The 13,441-nt window shown below is 74.5% G+C and carries 8 protein-coding genes and 1 pseudogene; all 9 read right to left on the bottom strand.

From position 1 onward, the window contains the following. Positions 1 to 698 (bottom strand): annotated as a pseudogene (locus tag ACFWI8_RS18510) (hypothetical protein); the annotation flags it as partial. Further along, positions 695 to 2,092, bottom strand: a complete 1,398-nt coding sequence (eccB, locus tag ACFWI8_RS18505) for a type VII secretion protein EccB (RefSeq protein ID WP_387092392.1) — start codon at positions 2,090 to 2,092, stop codon at positions 695 to 697. The gene eccB and the pseudogene ACFWI8_RS18510, both read right to left, overlap by 4 nt. A 2-nt stretch (positions 2,093 to 2,094) precedes the next feature. After that, a complete protein-coding gene (mycP, locus tag ACFWI8_RS18500; protein WP_387092389.1) occupies positions 2,095 to 3,441 on the bottom strand; it encodes a type VII secretion-associated serine protease mycosin in 1,347 nt (448 codons plus the stop codon). Further along, positions 3,438 to 4,859 (bottom strand): type VII secretion integral membrane protein EccD, encoded by a 1,422-nt coding sequence (gene eccD / locus ACFWI8_RS18495; protein WP_387092386.1) that lies wholly within the window; start codon positions 4,857 to 4,859, stop codon positions 3,438 to 3,440. The genes mycP and eccD overlap by 4 nt, the downstream gene beginning before the upstream one ends. Then, entirely contained in the window at positions 4,856 to 8,869 is a 4,014-nt protein-coding gene (gene eccCa, locus ACFWI8_RS18490; RefSeq protein ID WP_387092383.1) for a type VII secretion protein EccCa, read from the bottom strand. Before eccCa ends, eccD begins: the two co-directional genes overlap by 4 nt. Positions 8,870 to 8,893: 24 nt before the next feature. Next, complete coding sequence (locus ACFWI8_RS18485; protein WP_387092380.1) at positions 8,894 to 11,317, bottom strand: hypothetical protein; 2,424 nt, start codon at positions 11,315 to 11,317, stop codon at positions 8,894 to 8,896. Positions 11,318 to 11,361: 44 nt separating this feature from the next. After that, positions 11,362 to 11,709: a hypothetical protein gene (locus ACFWI8_RS18480; RefSeq protein WP_387092378.1), complete on the bottom strand. Its 348-nt coding sequence runs from the start codon at positions 11,707 to 11,709 to the stop codon at positions 11,362 to 11,364. Positions 11,710 to 11,726: 17 nt separating this feature from the next. Then, positions 11,727 to 13,016, bottom strand: coding sequence for a hypothetical protein (locus tag ACFWI8_RS18475; protein ID WP_387092375.1), 1,290 nt, complete (start codon positions 13,014 to 13,016; stop codon positions 11,727 to 11,729). Position 13,017: 1 nt separating this feature from the next. Then, entirely contained in the window at positions 13,018 to 13,422 is a 405-nt protein-coding gene (locus ACFWI8_RS18470; protein ID WP_387092372.1) for a hypothetical protein, read from the bottom strand. Between the last annotated feature and the right edge of the window lie 19 nt (positions 13,423 to 13,441).

Below are 13,441 nucleotides of genomic sequence, written 5' to 3'. Positions count from 1 at the left end.
CCCTCGCCGCCCCCGCGCCGGGCGGCGGCCTCGGGCGCGTCGAGCGGCTCGAAGCGCACCACCAGCCAGGACCGCACCGCGACCGGGCGGCCGCCGGTGGGGAGTTGGCGGTAGGCGACGGTGGGCTGGAAGCGGTGGTGGAAGTCCCGGGACCAGACGCCGAACCGCTCCACCACCAGCTGCGCCGCCGCCGGCCTGGCCGGGTCGTCGGCCAGCCACCTGGCCACGATCCCGGCGGGCAGCGCGGGCAGCGTGCCGCCGGGGAACGCGGCGACGGCGGCGTGGCCGCGGCCGTCGGACAGCACGCCGAGCCCTCCCCCAGGTCCTTGGGGGCCTGGGAGGTGCCCCCAGCCGCCGGGGGTGTTGCGGTCGGCGAACTCCGTGACGGTCAGGGCCGGCAGCAGCGACCGCGCCACGCCGAGGCCCCTGGCGCGCGGCGCGGTCGGCGGCGCCACGGCCAGCCTGCCGCGCCGCAGCCTGGCCAGCAGGCGCCGGTCGGCCCACTCCCCACGGAACCGCGCCAGCGCGGCCAGCGCGAGCAGCGCCCCGGCGCCGACGACGGCGTACCCCCAGTTGCCCCAGGCGCCCCGCGCCGCGAGACCAGCGGCGACGCCGCCGAGCCCGGTCTCCACGGCCACCAGCCGGGCGCGGCCGAACCCGAGGCGCCGGAACCCGAGTCGAAGTCTCCTGGTGCTCATTCGGCCTCACCCCTCCGCTCCTCGGCCGCCGCCTCCGGATCGAGGACGGGACCGGCCGGCAGCAGCGCCACATAGGCCGTGGGCATGGACGGCGCCGCGTCCGGGTCGTACCCCAGCCGCTCCACGGCGTCCGGCGAGGCGAACGGGTAGGCCGTGCCGCCGTCGGTGACCAGCGTGTGGGTGCCGCCCGCGCCGCCCGAGGTCGCGGCGCGCACCACGGCGCCCGAGCCGGCCGGCAGGTAGATCCGGTCCAACAGGCCGAGCCGGCCGCCGTCCAGGGCCGCCACGGGCGGGGTGCCCTCGGGTTCCGGCATGGTCGGCGGCAGGTGCACGGTCGCCCGCCAGGGCACGTCGCCCGGCACGCTGCCCGGCGGGGTGGAGACGCAGACGGGCTGGTTGCGCTCCGGTGCCAGCGCCTCCGGCACCTCCTCGGGCCAGGCCGGGTCGCCGGGCTCGCCGCCGGTGCGCGGCGCGGCCGCGGCGTCGGCGAAGCTGATCGCGTGGTCGGTGCCCGGCTCGGGGACCAGCAGGGTGTGGACGAGCTCGGAGACCGGGGCGAGGCCGTCCGGGCGCACCAGGAAGTACCGGCGGGCGACGCCCTCGTCGTCGGTGTGGGCGACGTCGCCGACGACCGCCTCGAAGGGCAGCTCGACCGACGGCTCGTCGCCGGCGCGCGGTTCCGGCTCGGGGACGGTGATCGCCGGGCCCTCGGGGACCGTGGCGACGACCTCCGAGGGCAGCCGCACGGGCCGCCTGGGCAGCCCCAACAGGTCCCGGACGCCAGGTTCGACGGCGTACCGCCGGCCCTCGGCCAGCAGCCACAGCGCGTCGTCCTCCGTCTCCACCAGCAGCGTCGCCCCGCCGCCCTCGGCGTCCCCGGTCGGCACCCTGGGCACGGCGACGTACAGCGCGGTGTCCACCGGCTCCTCGCCGGTCTCGGCGGGCGTGGCGCACAGCGTCCAGGCGCCGTCGCGGAGTTCGCCGGCGTCCGGCAGCGCGTCGGGGGCCCCGGGGATGCCGACGGGCAGCCCGCGCGGCGCCTCGTCCAGGGTCGCCTGGCGCACCTCGGTGAGCCGTCCGCCGCCGGCCAGCAGCGCGGAGGCCAGGTTGAGCGCGGGGTACGCCACGCCGTCGACCACCACGTAGGAGTCGCCGCCGGCGCCGACCACCACCGCGCCGTCGGTGGGCAGCGCGGGGCCGCGTCCGCCGCCGAGCCAGCCGGCGATGCCGAACCCGGCGATGACGAGGACGCCGACCGCCAGGCTGGCGCCCAGCGCGCGGTTCAGTCGGCGGCGCGGGTCGAGGCGGGCCTCGTCCTCGCCCCTGAGGAGGCTGGTGCTCATCCGGCGGTTGGCGTACGCGTGCGCCTCCGCCTGCTCGCGTGTCGTTGCCATGGCTACGGTGTCCGACTCCGGTTCTGGTGGGGGACGTTGTGGTCGGTGGTGCCGCCCTCGCCGTCGCCGCCGAGCCAGACGAGGCGGGCGGCGGGCGGTCCCGGCGGGGCGGGTGGCTCGGGGGCCGGGCGGCGTGGCGCGGTGCCGGCCCGCCAGCCGCGCCGGGCGGCGCGCCGCAGCCCGGGCGCCGCGAGCAGCCCGACGAGCACGGCGAGCAGCAGCACGCCGCTGACGGCGAGGCCGGTGGCCCGGGTCGGGCCGAGCAGCGGCTCGTCCCGGGGGAGGGGCACGACGGGGACGCGGCCGGCGGGCGCGTCGACCGCGTCGTCCCCGCCCTCGCCCTCCTGGCCGCCGAGTCCGGTCAGGGCGCCGAACGGGTCGACGAGGCCCGCGCCGGTGCGGTCGTTCCGCCCACCACCCAGCGGGGTGGCGGAGCGGACCAGCCGCTGGACCACCTCGGTGGCCGGCAGGTCGGGGAAGCGGGACCGCACCAGCGCGGCGACGGCGGAGACCTGGGCCGCCGCCATGCTGGTTCCGCCCTCCGCCCGGTAGCCCTCGCCGCCGGGGGAGACCACCACCTGGTCGGCGCCGATCGCGGCCAGGTCCACCCAGTCGCCGGGGTTGGACGAGTCCAGTGGCTGCCCTTCGGCGTCGACGGCGCCGACGGCCAGCACCCCGTCGTAGGCGGCCGGGTACATGCGGGCGTCGCCCTCGTTGCCGGCCGCGGCGACGACCACGACGTCCTCGGCCAGGGCGTCTTCGACGGCCTCCCGGATCGGCTCGTAGTCGGAGGGGATGGCGAGCGACAGGTTGATGACGTCCGCGCCGGCGGCCACGGCGTCCGCGATGGCGGCGGCGAACGTGCGCGGGGTGGCGTTCTCGACGCCGTCGGCGATCCGCACCGGATAGACGGTGGCCCCGGGCGCCACCCCGATCACGCCCTCGCCGTCGGCGCCGCGCGCCGCGATCAGCCCGGCCACGGCCGTGCCGTGGCCCTCGCAGTCCCGCTGCCGCGCCGGCTCGTCGATCCTGAACTCCCGCTCGTCGCGCACCCCGACGAACTCACTGCCACGCGCCACCCGCCCGTCGAGGTCGGGATGGGTGGCGTCCACGCCGGAGTCGACCACGGCGACGGTGACGCCCTCGCCGGTGGCCAGGTCCCACGCCTGGGGGAGCCCGAGCAACTCGACCAGGGGCCGGAGTTCGACCCCGGCGGGAAGCTCCTGGGGGCCCACCTCGGTGCGGCACGGCTCGGAGGCCGCGGCGGGGGTGACGGCGCCCGGCAGGGCGGCGGCGAGCAGCGCGAGCGCCGCGGCGAGGGACGACCCGAGGCCGCGCACCGCCCTCACGCCCTCAGGTTCAGCAGGGTGCCGGGGACCTGCCACACGGCCAGCGCCAGGGGCACCACCGTCAGCAGCAGCAGGGTCTCCAGCACGTCGAGCGCCCGCACCAGCCGGGGGTTGGCGCGGCGCCGCCCGGCGGCGAGCCCGACGCCGCCCGCGACCAGCGCGAGGGTCAGCACCAGCGGCAGCACCACGCCGAGCAGCGGCCCGGTCTGCGCCCACCGGTCGGCGACCGTGCACACCGCCGCCCCGCAGGCCGCGAGGAACGCCGTCCCCGCCGCCGTCGCGACCTGCCCCAACTCCCTGAACAGGCGGGCCCGCAGCAGCATCAGCAGGGTCAGCACGCCGCCCAGCGCCCCCGCCCACAGCTCGGTGGTGGCGAAGAGCCACAGCGTCGCCCCGCCGGCCACCAGGTGGCTGCCGAGGACCATGCCGCCGAGCAGCCGGCGCGCCGCGGCGACCCGCGCGGTGAGCCGCTCGTGCGCCAGCTGGCTCGGCAGGCCCTCCAACTCCTCTGCGGTCGAGGCGAGTTGCGGAGCAGGGAGGCGGGCGACGCGCAGCGCGAGGGTGGGCCACAGCGTGGTCAGCGCCAACGCGAGTGGGCCGGCGACCGACGCCGCCTCCGCCGGGGTGACGCCGCTCCAGATGACCGGGATCGCGGCCCCCACGGCGGCCAGCGGCCCGGCGACGACCAGCGCGGCGAACGCGCCGTCCCCGCCGCCGACCAGCACCGGGCCCAGCATGCCGAGCACGGCCACCACCGCGCACGCCAGCAGCAGGTGCGCCGCGCCCAGGCCGGCCGCGTCATGCCCCGCGCCCAGCAGCCGGACCGCGCCGACCACGGCCGGCACCACGGCCAACAGGGCGGCGAACGTGCCCGCGTCGACGTCGTCGAAGCCGCGCGACGCCAGCGCGCCCGCCCCCAACGCCAGCAGGGCGGTGGCCAGCGCCAGCCAGCCGGGGACCGCGCCCGGCGCCCCGGCGAGCGCCGCGCAGCCGGTCAACACCGCCAGGACCACCAGCGCGGCGGCGCCGTGGCGGGTCGCCCGGGCGGGCCAGGTGGCGCGGACGCCGTGCTCGCCGACGACCTCGACGACGTCGTCGTAGAGCGGCGGGGTCGCGTCGGCGTCGCCGTGGGCGAGGAACAGCAGGTCGCACTCGGCGACGCCCTGTTCGGCGAGCGAGGCGGCGGCGTCGAGCCGGGTTCCGTCGCCCCGGTGCACCGCCCAACCGCCGTGCCGCACCCCGCCGTCGGGGCCCGGGTCGGCGCCCACGTGGTGCAGCAGCGTCGGCAGCAGGGCGGCGAGCGGCACGGCCGCCGGGACGGCGAGGTCCACCCGCCCCGAGGGCCCCGCGAGCCCGATGCGGACGAACGCCGCCGCGGTGGGCGGGGCTGCTGTTCTGAGGGTCGGTCCTGCACTCATGACGCATCGGTCCCCACGTGGTCGTTCCCGTGATCGGTCTGCCGGGCGCCGTCCGCCGCGGCGGAGTCCGCGCGGGCGAGCTGCACCGGCACGTTGCCGAGCCTGCGGTGCAGCAGCAGGCCACGGCCCTTGGCACGCTGGGCGGGCTTGACCCCCCAGATCGGCATCTCGTCCTTCGGGACGCTGAGCAGCACGGCCGGGAAGTTGAGCTCCTTCATCCGCCCGAGCACCGGCTCCAGCACGGCCCGGCCCGCGCCGCCGGCCTGCCGGGTGACGAGGATGTGCAGCCCCATGGCCCGGGCGTGCGGCAGGAAGTCGAGCAGCGCGGTGAGCGGGTTGCCCCGGGAGGTGGCGACCAGGTCGTAGTCGTCGACCAGGAGGTAGACCTCGGGGCCCGTCCACCAGGAGCGGTTGCGCAGCTGCTCCGGCGTGATGTCGGGGCCCGGCACCCGCTTCTGCAGCCCCTCGACGAGGCCGCCGACCACCGACATCGAACGCTCCAGGGTGGTCGAGTACCCGAGCAGGTGCGGGCCCTCGAACTCCCGCAGCATCGTCATCCGGTGGTCGAGCACGACGATCTTCGCCTCCTGCGGGGTGTTCCGGGCGATGACCTGCCTGGCCACCGCCCGCAGCAGGCCGGTCTTGCCGCTCTCGCTGTCACCGACGACGATCAGGCCCGGGTCCTCGCCGGGGACGAGCAGCACCGGCTCAAGTCGGTTGCCCTCCACGCCGATCGCGACCCCGGGCCGCCGCGCCTCGGGAAGCTCGGCCGGGTCCCAGGTGCCGGGCAGCAGCCGCACCCTCGGCGCCCGCGGCCCGTGCCACGCCTCGGCCACGCGCCGCACCAGGTCGTGCACGCCGTCCGCGAGCCCGTCGGCGGACCGGACGCCGTCCACCCGGGGCACGGCCACCAGGAAGTGCAGCTTCTCGGCGCTGATGCCGCGCCCCGGATGGTCGGCCGGGACCGTCTGTTGCAGCTTGCGGTCGACCTCGGAGTCCAGGGCGTCGCCGAGCTTCAGCTCCACCTTGGTGCCCAGCAGGTCGCGCAGGCTCATCCGCATGTCCATCCAGCGGTTGCCCGTGACGACGAGGTGGATGCCGTAGGTCAGCATCCGCCCGGCCACCCCCATCAGCACCTCCTCGATCTCCGGGTAGCCCTGCCGCAGCACCTGCCAGCCGTCGACCACGAGGAACACGTCCGCGAACTCCTCGTCCGACAACCGGCCCTCGGCCCGCGCCGCGCGGACGCCCGCCATCGACTCGATCCCCAGCTCGCGGAAGCGGGCCTCCCGGTTCCCCAGCAGTTCCAGCACCTCGGCGACGGTGCGGTTGACCTGTTCGGTGTCGGTCCGGCCGGCGACGCCGCCGACGTGCGGCAGCCCGGCGAGGGCGAACAGCGTGCCGGAGAAGTCCAGGCAGTAGAACCGCACCTCCCCCGGGGTGTGCCGCAGCGCGAGCGAGGTGACCAACGCCCGCAGCGCCGTCGACTTGCCGCTCAACGGGCCGCCGACGACGGCGACATGGCCGCCGGCGCCGGTGAGGTCGAGCACCAGCGGATCGCGTCGCTGGTGGAAGGGCCGGTCGACGACGCCGATCGGCGCGGTCAGCGGGGGGCGGGCGGGGGAGCTGCCGAAGCCGCGGCCCTCGCGCACCGCGAGGTCGCCGAGCAGGGCGTCCAGTGGCTCGGGGGTGTCGAGCGGCGGCAGCCACACCTGGTGGGCCCGCGCCGCCTGCCCCGCCATCCGGTCGACCATCACGCTCAGCACGGTCGTGCCGAGCTCCTCGTGCTCGCCGAACTCGTCCGGCTCCGGCGCCGGTTCAGGATCGGCCGGCGGCCGCTGGTCGGCGGGCACCGGCACGTACGCGGCGGGGAACCGCCGCACCCCGAGGGCCCCGGCGAGCGCCCGGCCGGCGCCGTCCTCGCCGGTGCGGTAGGGACCCGAGACGTACGCGGCGCGGAACCGCCGCAGGGTGGCCGTGTCGGTCCGCAGATAGCCGTGCCCCGGCGCGTTGGGCAGGTGGTGCGCGTCCGGCACGCCGATCGCGGTGCGGCTCTCGGACTCCGAGAACGTGCGCAGCCCGATCCGGTACGACAGGTGCGCCTCAAGACCGCGCAGCCGCCCCTCGTCCAACCGCTGCGAGGCCAGCAGCAGATGCAGCCCGAGCGACCGCCCGAGCCTGCCGATCTGCGCGAACAGGTCGGCGAAGTCCGGTTTCTGCGCGAGGAGTTCGGAGAACTCGTCGACGACGATGAACAGGCTCGGCAGCGGCGGCAGGTGCGCGCCGCGCTGCCTGGCCCGCTCGTAGTCGCGGACCGACACCAGGTTCCCGGCGTCCCGCAGCACCTCCTGCCGCCGGTTGATCTCGCCGGACAGCGCCTCCCGCATGCGGTCGACCATGCTCAGGTCGTCCTCGAGGTTGGTGATGACGGCCGCCACGTGCGGCAGGTCGGCCATGCCGGCGAAGGTCGCGCCGCCCTTGAAGTCCACCAGGACCAGGTTCAGATGCTCGCTGGAATGCGTCGCCGCCATCCCGAGAACGAGCGTCCGCAGCAGCTCCGACTTGCCGGACCCGGTGGCCCCCACCACCAGACCGTGCGGGCCCATGCCGTTCTGCGCCGACTCCTTGATGTCAAGATCCAGCAGGCCGCCGTCGGCCGACACGCCCAACGGCGCGCGCAGCCGGTCACGCATCGGGCGGTGCCGCCACAGCGACGACAGGTCGAGCTGCCCCGGGTCGGCGATCCCCAGCAGCCCGGGAAGCGAGTTGACGACGCTCGTCAGGTCCTCCGCGTCGGCCGCCGTGGCGTCCATCTCCACCCGGAACCGCCCGAGCCGGCGCGCCAACGCCTCGCACTCACCGGCCGACAGCCCGTCCGCCCGTCCCAACTCGTCCCGGGTGTCCCCCGCCACCACCGCAAGACGCCGGTCGCCGTCCACCTCCAGCCGCACGCCGTGCCCCTCCACCAGCGGCCCGACCGCGGTCCCGTTCACCTCCAGCACGGTCACCGCCTGCAGCCCGCTCGCGTCGAGCAGCGCCTCGGCGCCGGAGACCAGGCCGCCGTCGAGGACGACCAGCAGATGCGGCAGCTCGGGATCGGGCTGCGCGCTCCGGCTGAACCGGGTCCTGCGGGTCAACTCCGCGCCCAGCCACTCCTCGAGCACCGTCAGGGACGGGTGGATCATCCGCACCGGACCGACGTGGTCCACGTCCCGCGGGTGGTGCGCGTGCGGCAGCCACTTCGCCCAGGCCCACTCGGAACCCTCGTTGACGGAGGCACAGACCACCACCCGCAGATCCTTCGGCGAGTGGAACGTCACCGCGTGCGCCACCACCGCCCGGGCCAGCGCCGCCGCGCTCTCACCGGCGACCGCCAACGCCGCGAAGCGGCGCAACGCCAGCAGCAGCGGCAGGTCGGGCACGACGGCGTGGGTGTCCACGAAGCGCCGCAGCGCCACCGCGCTCAGCGGATCCAGATCCTCCACCGGCGCGGTCTCCGCCGCCACCAGCGGCGTCGCCAGATACCGCGGCCCGGCCCCGACCCGCACCACCCCGAAGTCCTCGTCGGCCGCCCGCCGCTCCCACATCCGCCGGCTCTCCGCCACCACCCACAACCCCCGCGGATCCGGCGCCCCCCACTCCAACGCCTCCCGCTGCGCCCGCGCCGTCCGCCGCACGTCGGTCCTGGTGCGCTCCAGGTACCGCAGGTACTCCCGCCGGTCGTTGCGCGCCACGGTCCTGGTCTTGGCCCGCTGCCAGACGACCGAGCCGACGACCATGGCCACGCAGGACACCAGGAACAGCGCCCCGACGACGTACCCGATGGGACCCCGCCCCATCGTCAACATGTACATCACCGAACCGAGCCCGCTGAGTGCCGGCAGCGCCATCATCCAGGCGTTGGCATCCTCCGGCTGCGGCAGTTGCGGCGGCGCCTGCACCACGACCTGCTGATCGGGCACGACGGGCGCGACGGCCCGCGGGGGGCGACGGAAAGTGGTGGAGGTCATCAGCCCGTTCCCTTTCCGGAGTCGTCATCCACCGAGGGAGGGAGTGAATGCGTGATCGAACTCGTTCACGGGGTTACTCACCCTTTCCATGCTCAGGACGTCACTCATGAATGCGGCCGGATCGTATACGGACTCTTCGGGAGGTGTTCCCGGAGTTGGGGGTATGCGCCGAGGGTCGTCAGCACGCTCGCCGGCACCGGCGTAGTCTGCTTCAACCGCTGCGTTGGCGATGGCGAATCGGGCCTCGATGCCCATGAGTTCGATCTGTTGCTGCTGTTTTTCCTTGGCCTCGTCGAGTGCGCTTTCCAGGAAGGGGCTCGTGACCGCGGTTCCCGCTGACAGGACGCCGGAAGCTCCCTGGGGTACCGGGTGAGGGACCGTGCCAGCGAGTGCCGATATCGCGTCGATGCTGTCGGATACCGTGCTCCAGTTTTCGAGTTCGTCCACCTCCTGTCGGCTCTGAACGTCAGCCACCGTGCCTTGGATGACGCCGATCTTGCGGAACTCCGACCCGTCCACGTTGCCTACCGCATTCGCGTCGCGAAACGCGTCGAGTGCGGTGCCGTACTGCCATCTCGCGACATCGGCGAAGAAGGGCTTACGCACAGCGTCCTCGTCGGTCTCGTTCATCAGGGTGAAGAGATTTTCTCGTTCTTCTCGGCCGAAACGGAAGCCATACGGGTTCTGGTCATTGGGTATGGGCTCGCCGTCGTTTGCTCGGCTCAGCCCGCCTTGCGGAGATCCGTCAACAGGTGGTGACGCTATGTGATCCATGTTGTTGATGGCGGCGTCGCCGATGGCGTCAAGCAATGCCGTGTTATCCGCTCCGGGGGCGAGGAGGGAACTCTGGTAGTCAGGAGCCATCGACAGTACGTGGTAGGCGGCCTGGGCGTACTCGCGTGTTTCCGCGGTTCCCGGGCCGGGGGGGATGTTCGTGCCACTGCGGATCAGCTCACCCGCGCCGGTGCTCCTGTCCCAGCTCTGGTTGAGCAGGCCGCGGCGGAAGTCCTCCTCGTTGAGCAACTGGGCGGAGGCGAACGAGTTCAACGACGCCGCGTGGAGCAGGCCGCTGCTTCCCGTGTTCACGGGTGGGACGTACCCCTCGCCGACCGGCATCTGGGACTGGGCCTCGATGGTGACCGCGGCGTGCCCCAGGTCCTTGGAGAACTGGCTGCCCGAGGCCACCGTCGCGGTCGACATGAGGTCGCCGAAGCCGTTGTATCGCTGCCACGCCTCGCCGAGACCGCCCGTGAAGTGGCCGCCGACGTTTGTGGCGGGTATGAGGCCGGACTCGGCGTAGTCGTACACGAAGGGGCGGATGGATTCCGGCACGGGGCTGACCGCTGGGTTGATGCCGCCCGCGTCCGGGTTCATCCAGGTGTTGATCATGTTGGCGACGTCGGTCTTCGTGTCCCGCATGCCATGGGCGTCGTCCATCCTGCCCAGCTGGCCGAGCGCGTCGAGGCCGATGTTGTCGAGAAACGCCTGAACGTACTGGCCTTCCTGGGTGAGGATTCCCGACGGGTCACGCAGCACGGTCCTGTCGGGCTGTGCGGGATTCGCGTTGACGGCATCCTCGATCAGTCCCAGATTGCGGGTGTACATCTGGACGATGTGGGGGTCCGGGTTTCCACCCGCCAGTTCGGCCTTGAGCTGCTGGGCCGAGAACGCCCCCATCTGCGAGGTCTTGAAGAGATCCAGCGGGCCATCCAGCGCGTCGTACCCGCGTTTTCCCAGTTCGTTGCCGTAACTCGCCAGTCTGCGGCGGTACACCTCGATCAGATGGTCCATCTCGGTGTGGGCGCCGGTGGCGTCGGTCGCCGCGTTCGTCAGGTGCTTGGTGCGGACCCTCTCGGCCATGTCGCCCGGGAGGGCCCAGATGATGCTGTTGCCGGACGCGCCCGCCTGCACCGCGCTGACGACCTCGCCGTTGTGATGGACGTCCGGTGGCGCGATGAACCGCGCCGCTCCCTCGCCGTTCCACTCCGCGACGGCGGCGCCCAACGCCTGGTGCCAGGCGCTCCACTCGTCGCTCGCCGCCTTGAGGTGGTCGGAGTACTTCGTCTCGAGACCGGTGCCCCCCGCGTAGATCAGCGCGCGGACCTGGTCATGGGTCTCCAACCCGGCGTTCATGGCACGGACGAGGTAGCCGACGACGGCGTCGATGTCGTCGCCGCCACGTTGCAGGGCCTGGTTCGTCTCGTCGATGCGGCCTTGGCCGTTCACCAGGGACGATCCGTCGACCCCGCCGGCCTGCTGGGAGATCTGGGTGGCCCGTTCCCCGAGGTCCTGTGCCGATCGGGCCTCGCCGGCCGCCCGAGCGTAGGCGGCCGCGGTCTCCTCCATGTCAGCCGGGTTGATCTCGCTGGTGAACTCACGCTGCCGCCGCCAGGGCGCCACGCCGGCCGCCGCTTCGACCTCTTCGCGTGTGAAGGAAACACCAGGCATGAACGCTCCGTCTCCTGGGTCGTGAACTGGCGTGCCCTGGGCGTCTAGAGGCCGTCGGCAACGGACCGGTCGGCTGCTATCCGGGTGGACGCCGCCGTGCCGAGGGCCTGACCGGCGGCGGCGTCCACCTCCTCGCCCAGGTCGGCGACCTGGGTGTCCGCGGCGGCCATGTTCTGCCGGCCCTCCGCCGCCTGGGCGACGCCACGGGCCTGGGCGTCGCGTGTCGTCGTGAGCGCGCTGACGAAGGCGTCGGCCCCGCCGTAGCTCGCGGCGTCGACCTGCACCTGGCCGAGGTAACGCCGGGTGTTCTCCGCCGCCTCGGCCGTTTCGACGTTGGCGCGGGCGCCCTCGCGGAAGCCCTCGGGCAGGTACCAGAGGCCGTCTGCGGACATGTGCGTTCTCCCTTCTGCTAGATGCCGAGGACGTCCCGGGCCGCGATCGGGCGGGGGGCCCAGACCTCGGGGTCCTCGGTGAGGTCGGTGAGCCGTCGGTTCTGCTGGCCTGGGGTGCCGCGGCCCTGGGTGGAGCGGGCGGCGCCGCCGGTGCCGCCGCCCGCCATGGCGGGCGGCGGCATGAACGGCCGGCCGCCCTGGGCCGATTCGCGCATGGCCAGCTGGGTCGCGACGTGCGCCCGCCGGTTCATGTTGGCCATGGCCTGGCCGACCAACTGCCCGCCGAGCGACCCGGCGCCCGCGATGCTCGGCGGCAGCACCCCGCCGTACAGGCCGGCCAGGCCGGCAGAGCCCAGTCCGCCGGCTCCGCCGCCGCCGACCATCGCCAGGCTCGCGGGGGAGGCGATGCCGCCGGCGCCGCCGCCCAGGCCGGAGAGCCGGGCGGCGTACTCCGTGACGTCGCCGAACGGCTTGCCGGTGACCGGGTCGATCCAGCGACCGGAGGTGGGGTCGAACTCCCGCCCGGTGGCCGGGTCCACCAGGTAGCCGGTGCTGGGGTCGCGCGTCCAGCCGGCGAAGTCGCCCTGCTCGGGCCCCAGCACACTGGACCCCGGGTACTCCCCCGACCCGACGGCCGCGCCGTTGGGCGCCTCGTAGTCGGCGGTGGCGGCGGAGGCCGCCGCGCCGCCCCCCGGGCCCGAGGCGGCGGCCGACGCGGCCGAGGTCGCGGAGGGACCCGCCGCCGCCGGTTCCGCCGCCGGTGGAGCCGTCGGCGCGGCGACCGGGCCGCCGGGCCCGGTGGTCCGGGGCGCCGGCGGCGCCTCGCCGGCCGTGATCCTGGCGTAATCACCGTCCAGGGTCGCGAGCACCTGCTGCGCCTTGGCGGTGAGGGTCATGATCTTGCCCTGCACGGCCTGCGCGGCGTGTGAGGAGGTCGAACCCGCGGCATACTGGGCGAGGATCTCCCGGTAGTCCTTGTCGAGTTGGAGGGCCGCCTGCACGGCCACCAACGTGCTCCGCGCCGCCTGCTGGAGCTGGTCGGAGATCTGCTGGGCCAGGGCCGCCGTGCTCGACGTGAAGTCGGACACCTCGACCAGCCGTTCGGAGAGCTCCCGCAGCCCCATGCCGCGCTGGCCGGCCGCCCCGCGAGCGGTGGCGGTGATCGCGTCGGTTTCCTCCCTGGCGGCACCGGCCAGGGTGAGCCATGCTCCCGAGGCCGTCCGGATCCCGACTTCCTTCGCGCTGAGGATGATGCGGATCACCTCCTCGAACTGCGACTGCGCTTCCGCGATGCTCCTGGGCTCCATGTCACCAGCCCCCTGCGGGGAAGGGCTGCTGTGCCCGGGCGATCGTGCGCTCGACATCCGCCTGCCTGGTGACCTCGCCGCTGAACCGCTCGATGTCCGCGACCCGCGCCTGGGCCAGCGCCCTCGCCGCCTCGCTGTCGGTCTGCTCGCCGATCCGGGCCGCCTCCGCCGCGCTGCGCTCGATGTCCTCGACCGTCCGCCCGCCCTGGGACACCTGCTGGGTCACGCTGGCGATCGCCGCGGCCAGTGCGGCCGCCGCCTGGGCCCCGTTCGGCACTTCGCCGAACATGCCGGCGTCCGAGCCGATGGCGCGGGCCCTCTCCATCATGCTGGCGAGCCGGGCGCGCCTCGCCGTCTCACGCTCGACGTCCAGGGTGGCGGGGATGTTGATCGTGACGGTGCTCATGTCCTCGTCTCCCCCCGGA

Origin of the sequence: Streptomyces sp. NPDC127098, assembly GCF_042722465.1 — a bacterium.
In the GTDB taxonomy this organism is placed as follows: domain Bacteria; phylum Actinomycetota; class Actinomycetes; order Streptomycetales; family Streptomycetaceae; genus Streptomyces; species Streptomyces millisiae.
Note: the sequence above shows the minus strand (reverse complement) of the source record. Positions and strands in the feature narration are given on the sequence as shown.

Coding starts and splice junctions, on each gene's coding strand:
- ACFWI8_RS18470 (WP_387092372.1), bottom strand. CDS start 13,422: ATGAGCACCGTCACGATCAACATCCCCGCCACCCTGGACGTCGAGCGT.
- ACFWI8_RS18480 (WP_387092378.1), bottom strand. CDS start 11,709: ATGTCCGCAGACGGCCTCTGGTACCTGCCCGAGGGCTTCCGCGAGGGC.
- eccB (WP_387092392.1), bottom strand. CDS start 2,092: ATGGCAACGACACGCGAGCAGGCGGAGGCGCACGCGTACGCCAACCGC.
- eccD (WP_387092386.1), bottom strand. CDS start 4,859: ATGAGTGCAGGACCGACCCTCAGAACAGCAGCCCCGCCCACCGCGGCG.
- ACFWI8_RS18475 (WP_387092375.1), bottom strand. CDS start 13,016: ATGGAGCCCAGGAGCATCGCGGAAGCGCAGTCGCAGTTCGAGGAGGTG.
- eccCa (WP_387092383.1), bottom strand. CDS start 8,869: ATGACCTCCACCACTTTCCGTCGCCCCCCGCGGGCCGTCGCGCCCGTC.
- ACFWI8_RS18485 (WP_387092380.1), bottom strand. CDS start 11,317: ATGCCTGGTGTTTCCTTCACACGCGAAGAGGTCGAAGCGGCGGCCGGC.